The organism is Streptomyces sp. yr375, from assembly GCF_900110755.1.
In the GTDB taxonomy this organism is placed as follows: Bacteria; Actinomycetota; Actinomycetes; order Streptomycetales; family Streptomycetaceae; genus Streptomyces.
Genome location: NZ_FOFF01000061.1, coordinates 1 through 13,214 on the forward strand (window position 1 = coordinate 1; position 13,214 = coordinate 13,214).

General features: G+C 74.9%; 2 protein-coding genes. Both read left to right on the forward strand.

Going from position 1 to position 13,214, the window contains the following annotated elements; genetic code table 11:
• Positions 1 to 3,275 (forward strand): SDR family NAD(P)-dependent oxidoreductase (locus BMZ82_RS35490; RefSeq protein ID WP_143098970.1); only part of this gene is annotated, 3,275 nt, incomplete at its 5' end.
• Positions 3,276 to 3,461: 186 nt separating this feature from the next.
• The gene (locus BMZ82_RS41075; protein WP_177244819.1) at positions 3,462 to 13,085 is read left to right on the forward strand and encodes a type I polyketide synthase; all 9,624 of its coding nucleotides are present in this window, start codon (positions 3,462 to 3,464) and stop codon (positions 13,083 to 13,085) included.
• The last annotated feature ends 129 nt before the right edge of the window (positions 13,086 to 13,214 follow it).

Here is a 13,214-nt window from a genome sequence, read left to right on the forward strand (position 1 = left end):
AGGCGCATCCCGTGTTCGCGGATGCGTTGGACGAGGTGTGTGTGCGCTTCGACGGGCTGTTGGAACGTCCGTTGCGTGAAGTGCTTTTTGAGGATGCGGAGAAGGTGATCGACCGGACGGAGTTCACCCAGCCTGCGTTGTTCGCGGTCGAAGTGGCCCTGTTCCGGCTGCTGGAGTCGTGGGGCGTGACGCCCGACTTCGTCGCCGGTCATTCCATCGGTGAGATCGCCGCCGCGTACGTGGCCGGTGTCTGGTCCCTGGACGACGCGTGCACGCTGGTCGCGGCGCGTGGTCGTCTGATGGGCGAACTGCCCTCGGGCGGTGCGATGTTGGCGGTGCAGGCGACCGAGGCGGACGTACTGCTGGAGCTGGACGAGCGTGTTGCCGTCGCGGCGGTTAACGGACCCTCGTCGGTCGTGGTCTCCGGTGATGCGGAAGCAGTCGCGGAGTTGGAGTTGCGCTGGCGTGAACAGGGACGCCGGGTCAAGCAGTTGACGGTCAGTCATGCGTTCCACTCGCCGTTGATGGACCCGATGCTGGCCGAGTTCCGCCGCCTGGCCGAAGGCCTGTCGTACGACGCCCCGCGTATCCCGGTCGTCTCGAACCTGACCGGTGAGATCGCCACGGCCGACGAACTGTGCTCACCGGAGTACTGGGTCCGGCACGTCCGCGAGGCCGTCCGTTTCGCCGACGGGATCGTGACGCTGCGGGACCGGGGTGTGGCCACCCTGCTGGAAGTGGGCCCGGACGGCGTGTTGTCGGCGGCGGCCACGCAGTCCCTGGACGCGGGGCAGGCGTGCGTACCAGTGTTGCGCCGGGACCGGGCCGAGGGCATCAGCGTGGCGTCCGCGCTTGCGTCCCTGCACGTGCGCGGTGTGGTGGTGGACTGGTCGGCGTACTACGCGGGCTCGGGTGTCCGCCGGGTCGAGCTGCCGACGTACCCGTTCCAGCGCAGCCGTTACTGGCCCGAGGTGTCCACCGCCGTACCGCACACGACGCACACGACGCACACGCCGGACGGGTCGGGCAGCGAGATCGACCGGAGGTTCTGGGAGGCCGTCGAACGCGAAGACCTCGAGGCACTCGCCGGCGACGGTCTGGATGCCCTGGCCGATGCTCTGCCCGCGCTGTCCTCCTGGCGTCGTCGGCAGCATGAGAGCGCCACGGCCGACGGCTGGCGTTATCGCCTGGCGTGGCGTCCGGTGAGTCTGCCCACGCCGGAACTGCGCGGTGGTTGGCTGCTGGTGAGCACACCGGACGCGGGACCCACCGCCCGCCAGGCGGCCGAGGCTCTGGAACTGGCCGGGGCCGCCGTCGCACACGTCGTGCTGGATCCGGGCAGCGCCGACCGCGAGACGATCGCTGCAACGCTGCGCGAGGCGCTGGAGGCAACGGCCGCCCCGGCAGTCTCGGGCGTCCTCTCCTTGCTCGGCTGGCACGACGGGAGCGACGGGAGCGACGGACAGGACGGGGGCGATGGACATAACGGGGGCACCGGGGCCGTCCCGGTCGGCCTGTCGGCGACCACCGGGCTGATTCAGGCTCTCGGTGACGTGGGCATCGATGCCCCGTTGTGGTGTGCCACGCAGGGCGCGGTCGTCACGACGGCCTCGGAGCGGATCGTCGAACCCGCGCGGGCCGGGGTGTGGGGTCTGGGCCGGGTCGCCGCGCTGGAGTACCCGCAGCGCTGGGGTGGCCTGGTCGACCTGCCCGGCGACCTCACCCCGGCGGTGGGCGTACGCCTGGCCGGGGCGCTGTCCCAGACCGGCGAGGACCAGTTGGCGCTGCGTCCGGACCACGCGCTGGCCGCCCGTCTCGAACCGGCCCCGACGGCCCTGACCGCCCCGACCGGGTCCCTTGACTCCACAGGGTCTCTTGACTCCACCGGCTCCCTCGGCTCCACCGACTGGACGCCAGGTCCGGGCACCGTCCTGGTCACCGGTGGCACCGGTGCCCTCGGCGGCCATGTCGCCCGGTGGCTGGTCCGGCAGGGGGCGGAGCATCTGCTGCTGGTCAGTCGCCGTGGGCAGGAAGCGCCCGGTGCCGAGCAGTTGGGCAAGGAACTGGCCGAAGCGGGGGCGCTGTCGGTGACCATCGAGGCCTGCGACATCGCGGACCGGGACCGGCTCGCGGCCCTGCTCGACGGGATTCCCGCCGACCGGCCGCTGACCGCCGTCTTCCATACCGCCGGTGTCCTGGACGACGGCGTCATCGACGGCCTGACCGCCGACCGGTTCGCCGGTGTCCTGGCCGCCAAGTCCCACGCGGCCTGGCACCTGCACGAGTTGACCCGCGACCGTGATCGGGGCCGCGATCTCTCCGCGTTCGTGCTGTTCTCCTCGGTGGCCGGCACGGTCGCCGGTGCCGGACAGGCCAACTACGCGGCCGCGAACGCCGTACTGGACGCTCTCGCGCAGCACCGGCGGGCGGCCGGGCTGCCCGCCACCGCGATCGCGTGGGGCCCCTGGGCCGACGGCGGCATGGCCGCCGACAGCGACCTGGCCCGCAGCCGTACGGGCGGTGCCGGGCTGCCGGCGATGGCTCCCGACCGGGCGGTGGCCGCCCTGGCCCGTGCCCTGGCCTCGGGGGACACGACCGTCGCGGTCATGGACGCGGACTGGCCCCGGTTCGCGGCCGGTTACACCGCGGTCCGGCGCAGCGCGCTGCTCGGCGGGGTGCCGCAGGCGGCAGCGGTGCTGGCGGCCGTCGGCGTGGCCGCCGAGGAGACGCGGCCCGCGTTCGGGGCCCGGCTCGGCGCGGCCGGTCCGGCCGAACGGGACCGGATCGCCCTGGACCTGGTCTGCGCCGAGGTGGCGCTCGTCCTCGGACACGGCGCGGCGCAGGACATCGACCCCCAACGGGCCCTGCGCGACATGGGTTTCGACTCGCTCACGGCCGTCGAACTGCGCAACCGGCTCGACAAGGCGACCGGCCTGCGGCTGCCGACCACCCTCGTCTACGACCATCCGACCCCCACCGCGCTGGCCGAGGAACTGCTCGCCCAGCTCCTGCCCGACGCCGGACCGGCCACCGCCGACGCCGGACTGCGGCAGCTCAACTCCCTGGAGTCGGTGCTTTCGGGCCTGTCCCCGCTGGACACCGACCCGGCGACCCGGAACGCGATCGGCACCCGCCTCGGCGCGCTGCTGGCGGTCTGGTCGGACGGCGCCGCCCACCGCGACCCGGCGGCCGAGAACGCCGTACGGGACGAGTTGGGCGACGCCACCGACGACGAGGTCTTCGACTTCATCGGCAAGGAGTTCGGGATCTCCTGACCGCCCGCAGCAACGGCTCATCGCGCAGCAACAGTTCTCATCCCGCAGCGACGGCTCATCCCGCGCGTAACAGCTCGTTCCGCCGCCGCGGCGGCACCAGCGCACCGGGCCGGCCCCACCAGCCCGAAAACCGGTCCCCCGACCGCGACCACGATCTACCGGCCCCACCCCGAGGTGTGACACGACATGGCGAACGAGGAGAAGCTCCGCTACTTCCTGAAGCGGGTGACGGCCGACCTGCACGAGACCCGGCAGCGGGTGCGCGAGTTGGAGGAGGGCGGGCAGGAGCCGGTGGCGATCGTCGGCATGGCCTGCCGGTTCCCGGGCGGGGTCGGTTCGCCGGAACAACTGTGGGACCTCGTGGCCTCCGGTACGGACGCGCTGGACGGCTTCCCCGACGACCGGGGCTGGGACGTGGAGGCGTTGTACGACCCGGACCCGGACCACCCCGGCACGTCCTACGTCCGCGAGGGCGGATTCCTGGAGGGGGCCGGCGACTTCGATCCGGAGTTCTTCGGGATCTCGCCGCGTGAGGCGCTGGCGATGGACCCGCAGCAGCGGCTGCTGCTGGAGACCGGCTGGGAGGCCGTCGAGCGCGCGGGCCTCGACCCGACCACCCTGCGCGGCTCCCGCACCGGCGTGTTCGTCGGCTCCAACGGCCAGCAGTACACCGCCCAGTTGCTCGGCGACCCGACCGAGGGCATCGAGGGCTACATCGGGACCGGCAACTCGGCGAGCGTCATGTCCGGCCGACTGTCGTACGTCCTCGGCCTGGAGGGCCCGGCGGTCACCGTCGACACCGCGTGCTCCTCCTCGCTTGTCGCCTTGCACCTGGCCGCCCAGGCGCTCCAGCGCGGCGAGTGCACCATGGCGCTCGCGGGCGGCGTCACCGTCATGACGAGCCCCGGCATCTTCGTCGACTTCAGCCGGCAGCGCGGTCTGGCGGCGGACGGCCGCTGCAAGGCGTTCGCGGCGGGAGCGGACGGTACGGGCTGGGGCGAGGGCGTCGGCATGCTGCTGGTGGAGCGGCTGTCCGACGCGCAGCGCAACGGCCACCGGATCCTGGCGGTGGTGCGGGGCTCCGCCGTCAACCAGGACGGCGCGTCCAACGGCCTGACCGCCCCCAACGGCCCCTCGCAGCGCCGGGTCATCCGGCAGGCCCTCGCCACCGCGGCCCTGTCGGCCGCCGAGGTCGACGCCGTCGAGGCGCACGGCACGGGGACGACCCTGGGCGACCCCATCGAGGCGCGGGCCCTGCTCGACACCTACGGTCAGGGCCGCGACCCGCAACGGCCCTTGTGGCTCGGGTCGGTGAAGTCCAACATCGGCCACACGCAGGCGGCGGCGGGCGTGGCGGGCATCATCAAGATGGTCATGGCGATGCGCCACGGAGTCCTGCCGCCCACCCTGCACGTGGACGAGCCCACCCCGCACGTCGACTGGTCCGCGGGCGCGGTCCGACTCCTGACCGAGACGACCCCCTGGCCCCAGACCGGCGCCCCCAGACGAGCAGCGGTCTCCTCCTTCGGAGTCAGCGGCACCAACGCCCACACCATCCTCGAAGCAGCCCCGGAACCGGCCCCGGCCCCGGCCAACGCCTCGGCCCCGGCCAACGCCTCGGCCCCGGCCCCGGCCAACGCCTCGGCCCCGGCCCCGGCCAACGCCTCGGCCCCGGCCTCGGGTTCGGGCTCGGCCCCGGCCTCCGCCCCTGGCAAGCCGGTCGCCCCGGCCACTGCCGCCCCCGCTGAACCGGCCGAAGCCGCCTCCCAGCCTGCCTCTGGCCCTGCCGCCGCCCTCGCGCCCTTCGCTCACGAGTCGGCCCCGTCCATCCCCTGGATCGTCACGGCCCGTACCCCCGAAGCACTGGCTGCGCAGGCCGACCGCCTCGCCGGTTTCGCCCGGTTCGCCGCAGGGGATACCGCAGGACCGGGCGGGACACCGGCACCCGATCTCCGCGCCGTGGGACGGGCGTTGGCCTGTGGGCGGACGGTCTTTGAGGAGCGTGCCGTTCTGCTCGGTGCGACCGGGGCCGAACTGCGCCTGGCCGCCGAGGCGTTGGCGGTCGGCGATGACCAGCCGGGAAGCGTCGTACGCGGACGAGCCGCGAGACGCGGCGGCGTTGTTTTCGTCTTCCCCGGGCAGGGTGCGCAGTGGGCGGGCATGGCCCGTGAACTGCTGGGCACCAGCCCGGTGTTCGCCGCGTCGATCGCCGACTGCGAGACGGCACTGGCCCGTTACGTCGACTGGTCGCTGACCGAAGTGCTCACCGGTGACGGCACCGAACTGGGCCGGGTGGACGTGGTCCAGCCGGCGCTGTTCGCGGTCCTGGTGTCGCTGGCCGCGCTGTGGCGGTCGGTGGGCGTGACGCCCGCCGCCGTGGTCGGGCACTCGCAGGGCGAGATCGCCGCCGCCTACGTGGCGGGCGCGCTGTCGCTGGACGACGCGGCCTGCGTGGTCGCCCTGCGCTCCAGGGCGATCACCCGCCTCGCGGGCACCGGCGGCATGGCCTCGGTCTCCGCCCCGGTCGAACGCGTCCGTGAGCTGACGGCGGACGACCACGGCGTCGGTACCGGCGTCGGCGTCGGCGTCTCGGCCGTCAACGGGCCCCGCTCCGTGGTCGTCTCCGGAGAGGCCGCGGCCCTGGACGCCTTCCTGGCCGCCTGCGCGCAGGCCGGCGTCGAGGCCCGCCGGATAGCCGTGGACTACGCCTCGCACTCCGCGATGGTCGAGGAACTCGCCGCCGAGATCACCGGCGCCCTCGCCCACATCACCCCGCGCGCCCCCGCCGTGCCGATGCTGTCGACGTACACCGGCGCATGGGTCGAGGGCGCCGAACTGAACGCCCGCTACTGGTACGAGAACCTGCGCCACCCGGTGCGGCTGCACGACGCCGTACGGACCCTGGCCGGTGCCGGACACGCGGTGTTCGTCGAGGTCAGCCCGCACCCCGTGCTGGCCGTGCCCGTGCAGGAGACCCTGGACGAGGCGGGCGGCGGCACCGCGCTGGGCACCCTGCGCCGCGACCACGGCGGCCCGGCACGCTTCACGGCGTCCGTCGCGGAGGCGTTCTGCTCCGGCGCGGCCGTGGACTGGCCGGCCCTGCTGCCCGGCACCCCGGCCGCCCCGGTGGACCTGCCGACGTACGCCTTCCAGCACCGCCGCTTCTGGCCGTCCGCACCGGTACCGGGCGCGGGCGATCCGACGGGCCTGGGCCTGGCGGGCGTCGACCACGGGCTGCTGGGCGCGGCCATGACCCTGGCCGAGGGCGACGGCCTGGTGCTCACCGGCCGCCTCGCGCTGCGCGGCCGGCCATGGCTGGCGGACCACACCGTGCGGGGGACCGTACTGCTGCCCGGCACGGCGTTCCTGGAGTTCGCGCTGCGCGCCGCCGACCAGGCGGGCTGCGACCGGGTCGAGGAACTGACCGTCGAGACCCCGCTGCTGCTCCCCGCGACCGGCGGCGTACGCGTCCAGGTCCGAGTCGGAGCCCCCGACGGCACCGGCCGCCGGCCGCTGACCGTCCACTCGGCCCCCGACGACGCCGACGACGACCTCCCCTGGACCCGCCACGCCACCGGCTCCCTCGCCTCCGGCCCCGCCCCCGTCTCCGGCACGGCACTGTCCGGCGAGTCCCTGACCGTCTGGCCGCTGGCCGGGGCCGAGGCCGTCGACACCGACGGCTTCTACCCGGCGCTGGCCGAGAGCGGCTATGGCTACGGCCCCGCCTTCCAGGGCCTGCGCCGCGCCTGGCGGCTCGGCGACGAGGTGTACGCCGACGTCGAACTCCCCGCCGACCAGCACCGGCAGGCCGCCCGCTACGCCCTGCACCCGGCGCTCATGGACGCCGCGCTGCACACCATCATGGCCGCCGGCCTGTTCGCCGACGACCCGGACGGCCAAGGCCGGCTGCCGTTCTCGTTCGCCGACACCGTGCTGCACGCCCACGGGGCGTCGGTGCTGCGCGTACGGCTGCGGCAGACCGCGCCGGACACGGTGTCGCTCGCCGTCGCCGACGCGGCCGGTGCCCCGGTCGCGACCGTGGGCGCGCTTGTCCTGCGCCCGATGACCGACGAGACCCTCACAGGCAGCGGGGGCGACGATCTGTACGCCGTCGAGTGGACCTCCGTAGCCGTCCCGGAAGCCGATCCGGAGCGCCACGGCGAGCAGACCTGGGCCCTCATCGGCGAGCTATCGGCGCAGACGCAGGCACATGCCTGGGAGCCGCTGGCCGCCGCCGGTGTCACCCTCGACACACATCCGGACCTGTCCGCCGTCGGTGACGGCCCCGCGCCGCCCCCCGTGGTGCTGCTGGACCTGCGCGCCCACGGCGTCGCCCCGTCCGGGGCCCGCTCCGGGGCCCGCGAACTGACCGCCGATGTCCTGGGCACCGTCCAGCAATGGCTGGCGGACGCCCGCTTCGACGACTCCTGCCTGGTCGTCCTCACCTGCGGCGCGGCGCCCGCCGTGGCCGGTGAGGCGGTCACCGATCTGCCCGCCGCCGCCGTCTGGGGCCTGGTGCGGTCCGCCCAGTCGGAGCACCCGGGCCGTTTCCTGCTGGTGGACACCGACGGCGACCCCCGCTCCTGGTCCGCCCTGCCCGCCGCGCTCGCCGCCGACGAGACCCAACTGGCCCTGCGCGCCGGGACCATGACCGTGCCCCGCCTCGTCCGGCTGCCGCCGCCCGCCGACGACTCCCCGCTGCCCTGGGACCCGGCCGGCACCGCCCTGCTCGTCGGCGGCACCGGTGTGCTGGGCCGCCTGACCGCCCGTCACCTGGTCACCGCGCACGGCGTACGGCACCTGCTGCTGGCCTCCCGGCAGGGCCCCGCCGCCCCGGGCGCGGCCGCGCTCGCCGCCGAACTGACCGAGCTGGGTGCCGAGGTCACCGTGGCCGCCTGCGACGCCGCCGACCGCGACGACCTGGCCAGGCTGCTGGCCGCCGTACCCGCCGAACGGCCGCTGCGGGCCGTACTGCACCTGGCGGGGGCCCTCGACGACGGCACCATCGGTACCCTGGACGCCGGGCGGCTGGACACCGTCCTGCGGCCCAAGGCCGACGCCGCCTGGAACCTCCACGAGCTCACCCGCGCCCTCGACCTGACCGCGTTCGTGCTGTTCTCCTCGCTCACCGGCGTGGTCGGCACCCCGGGCCAGGCCGGCTACGCGGCCGGCAACACCTACCTGGACGCCCTGGCCGCCCACCGCCGGGCCGCCGGACTGCCCGCCACCTCGCTCGCCTGGGGCTTCTGGGCCTCGGCCAGCGGTATGACCGGCCACCTCAACGACACCGACCGGCGTCGTATGGCCCGGGGCGGCGTCCTGCCGCTCGACGACGAGCGCGGCATGCGCCTGCTCGACGCGGCCTGCGCCGCCGGCCGCGCACCGGCGGTCGTGCCGGTGCTGCTGGACCTGCCCGCGCTGCGCGCCCAGGCCGCCGCCACCGGGCTGGCCCCGCTGTGGCGGACCCTGGTGCCGGTCCGGGTGCGGCGCACGGCGGCGGCCGTCGGCGTCCCGGCCGACGCCGGAGCCGCCTGGGCCGCCCGGTTGGCCGCCCTGCCCGAGGCCGAACGCGACCGCGAACTGACCGTCCTGGTCCGGGACCGGGCCGCCGCCGTGCTGGGCCACGCCTCACCCGACGCGGTCGGCGCGACCCGCACCTTCAAGGATCTCGGCTTCGACTCGCTGACCGCCGTCGACCTGCGCAACCGGCTCGCCGCCGCCACCGGCATCCGCCTGCCGGTCACCCTCGTCTTCGACCACCCCACGCCCAGCGCCCTGGCCGCCCGCCTCGCCACGGAACTGCTAGGCACCGCCCCGACCGCCTCCCTCACGACCGCACCGGCCGCCCGGAGCAGCACCGAGCCGATCGCCATCGTCGCCATGGCCTGCCGCTACCCCGGCGGCGTCGCGAGCCCCGAACAACTGTGGGACCTGGTGGCCGGCGAGACCGACGCGGTCGGCGACCTGCCCGGCGACCGGGGCTGGGACCTGGAGGCGCTCTACGACCCCGAGCCCGGACGGGCCGGCCGCAGCTACGCGCGCCACGGGGCCTTCCTGCCCGACGCCGCCGAGTTCGACGCGGGCTTCTTCGGCATCTCGCCCCGCGAGGCGCTGGCGATGGACCCGCAGCAGCGGCTGCTGCTGGAGACGTCGTGGGAGGCGTTCGAACGCGCGGGCATCGACCCGCAGTCGGTGCGCGGCAGCAGCACCGGTGTCTTCGCCGGGCTGATGTACCACGACTACGCCTCCCGGCTGCGCTCGGTGCCCGAGGGCGTCGACGGTTTCCTCGGCACCGGCGGCTCGGCGAGCGTCGCCTCCGGCCGCATCGCCTACACGCTCGGCCTGGAGGGCCCTGCGGTGACGGTGGACACGGCGTGTTCGTCGTCGCTGGTCGCCCTGCACCTGGCCGCGCAGGCGCTGCGCTCCGGAGAGTGCGCGATGGCGCTGGCGGGCGGTGTCACGGTGCTGTCCACGCCGGGCGTGTTCATCGACTTCAGCCGGCAGCGCGGCATGGCCGCCGACGGCCGCTGCAAGCCGTTCGCCGCCGCCGCCGACGGCACGGGCTGGGGCGAGGGCGCGGGCATGCTGCTGCTGGAGCGGCTCAGCGACGCCCGGCGGCTCGGCCACCCGGTGCTGGCCGTCGTCCGGGGCTCGGCCGTCAACCAGGACGGCGCGAGCAACGGTCTCACCGCCCCCAACGGCCCCGCCCAACAGCGCGTCATCCGGCAGGCGTTGGCCGCCGCCCGGCTCGGCCCCGACCAAATCGACCTGGTCGAGGCCCACGGCACCGGCACCACACTCGGCGACCCGATCGAGGCGCAGGCCCTGCTGGCCGTCTACGGCCAAGGGCGGCCCGAGGAAAGGCCGTTGCTGCTCGGCTCGGTCAAGTCGAACATCGGCCACACCCAGGCGGCGGCGGGCGTCGCCGGCGTGATCAAGACGGTCATGGCGCTGCGGCACGGCATCGCCCCGCGCACCCTGCACGTCGACGAACCGTCCCCGCACATCGACTGGACCGCCGGCGCGGTGCAACTGCTCACCCGGTCCGTGCCCTGGCCGGACACCGGCCGCCCGCGCCGGGCCGCCGTCTCCTCCTTCGGCGTCAGCGGCACCAACGCGCACGTCCTGCTGGAACAGCCGGCCCCCGCCCCCGACCGGCAACCGCCCGCCGACGTACGACAGTCACTGGCGCCGCTTCTGCTGTCGGCCCGGAGCGCGGCGGCGCTGCGCGCCCAAGCAGGCCGGCTCGCCGACCGCCTCGAGACCGGCGGCGACCGGCTGGCCGACATCGCCTACTCGCTGGCCACCTCCCGGGCCGCCCTGGAACACCGCGCCGCCCTGGTCGGCGACGACCCGGCCGCACTGACGGCGGCGCTGCGGGCCCTCGCCGGAGACGAGGTCGCCCCGGGGACGGTCACCGGCCGACCCGACGGCGGCGGCACGGCCTTCCTCTTCTCCGGCCAGGGCAGTCAACGCGCGGGCGCGGGACGGCAGTTGTACGCCGACCAGCCTGTGTTCCGGCGCGCGCTCGACGAGACGTGCGCGGCGTTCGAGGGGCTGCTCGACCGTCCGCTGCGCGAGGTGCTGTTCGCCGAACGCGGCACACCCGAGGCCGAGTTGATCGACGACACCGGCTTCACCCAGCCCGCGCTGTTCGCCCTGGAAGTCGCCCTGTACCGGCTGCTGAAGTCCTGGGGCGTGACCCCGGACGCCCTGGCCGGGCACTCCATCGGCGAACTGACCGCCGCCCACCTGGTCGGCGTCTGGTCGCTCCCCGACGCCGCCACCCTGGTGGCCGCCCGCGCCCGCCTCATGCGCGCACTGCCGCCAGGCGGGGCCATGTTGGCCGTCGAGGAGACCGAGGACGCCGTCCGCAAGACGCTCCAGGAATACGGCGAACGGGCCGACGTCGCCGTCGCCGCCGTCAACGGCCCCCGGGCCGTGGTGGTCTCCGGAACGGCGGAAGCCGTAGGCGAGTTGGCGTCTCGCTGGCGCGAACAGGGCCTGCGCGTCAAACAACTGACGGTCAGTCACGCCTTCCACTCGCCGCTGATGGACCCGATGCTGGCCGAGTTCCGAGCGGTGGCCGAGAGCCTGACCTACAACGAGCCCCAACTGCCGCTGGTCTCCTGCCTCACCGGCCGCTTCGCCGAGCCCGGCACGGTCACCGACCCCGACTACTGGACCCGGCACGTCCGGGAGGCCGTACGGTTCGGCGACGGCCTGACCGCACTGGCGGAACGCGGCATCCGCGTACTGGTGGAAATCGGCCCGGACGCGGTCCTGTCCGCGATGGCGTCCAGCACCCCACCGGGCACCCCCGGCTCCGTCGCGCCCATAGCGCCCGTCGCCGTGCCACTCCTCCGCACCGACCGCTCCGACCGCCAGGCACTGGCCACCGCGCTGGCCGCGTTCTTCGCCCACGGCGTCCCGGTCGACTGGCCCGCGTGCTTCGACGGCACCGGCGCGACCCGCGTCGACCTGCCGACGTACGCCTTCCAGCGCACCCCCTACTGGCTGCACGACGCCCCGCCCCCGGCCGCACCGGACGCCGGTCTGTGGGCGGCGATCGAGAACGAGGACGTCGAGGAGCTGGTCCGCGTCCTCGGCGACGGCTCCGGTGCCCTGGCCGAGGCGCTGCGGCCCGCGCTGCCGGTGCTGGCGCCCTTCGTCCGGCGCACCCGCGAACAGCTCACGGGCGTCGGCCCGACCGCCGGACCCTCGCCCGATGAGGCCCCGGCCGCGCCGCAGCCGGAGCCGGGCGGGCTGCGCCGCAGGCTCGCCGAACTCCCGGAGGAGGCCAGGCACGGCCACCTCCTCGGGACCGTACGGGCCATCGCGGCCGATGTCCTCGGCCACCCCTCGGCGGACCACGTGGAGCACGGCAAGGACTTCCTGGACCAGGGCTTCGCCTCCCTCACCGGCGTCGAACTGCGCACCCGCCTGGCCGCCGCCGCCGGACTGGACCTGCCCGCCGCCCTGATCTACGACTTCCCCTCCCCGGCCGACGTCGTCGCCCACCTCCTGGAACTCCTGGACCAGGACGAGACGGCTCCCACGACCGCCCCCACCACCGCCCCCGAGACCGTGTCCTCGCCCCGCCCGGCGGACGGCGTGTTCGGACCGCTGCTGGTGCGGGCGTCCGAGGAGGGCCGGACCGCCGAACTGCTGCACACGCTCGGCTCGGCGGTCGCCTTCGACCCGCGCTGGACCGGCCGCCACACCCCCGCCGCCCCGGCGCGACCGATACACCTCGCCCGCGGCCCGGAGCAGCCCGCCCTGGTCTGCCTCGGACCGCTGACCGCGGTGTCAGGGCCCGAGCGGTACGCCGCTCTCGGGGCCGCGTTCGACGGGGTGCGGGACGTACTGCTGCTGCCGGCCCCCGGGTTCGGGCCCGGTGAGAGCCTGCCGCCCTCGTTCGAGGCGCTGGTGAACCGGCTCGCCGACGCAGTCACGGACCTGGCGGGGGCGCGGCCGGTCGTGCTGGCCGGACACGGCTCCGCCGCCGTACCGGCCGCCGAGGTTGCCCGGCTGCTCGCGGAGTCCGGGCGCGCCCCGGCCGGGCTGGTACTGATCAACGCCCCCGAGCCGGACGCCGACCCGGCCGACATCCTCGCCGCCGAACTCACCGACGGTCTGGCGGCGGGCGACCCGCAAGTCCTGCACGACGGGCGGCTGTTGGCCACCGGCGGCTACCTCCGGCTGCTGCCCGCCCGGCAGTTCACCGAGCCGCCGGTCCCCACCCTGCTGGTCGGCCCCGGCCGGCCCGTCGACCCGCGGGCCGTCCACGACTGGTGCACCGACCTGTGAGCTGTGACCTGTGACTCGTCCTCCACATTCGGCAACTCGTGGGCTCGTAGCCGTGTTTCGTATTCCGTAGCCAGTAAGTCGGTAATCAGCAATCAGTAGCCCGTGATCCACCCGACAGACAACAGACGA

Bases quoted from the DNA above. Each gene is read 5' to 3' on its own strand.
- BMZ82_RS41075 (WP_177244819.1), top strand. From the start codon at position 3,462: ATGGCGAACGAGGAGAAGCTCCGCTACTTCCTGAAGCGGGTGACGGCC.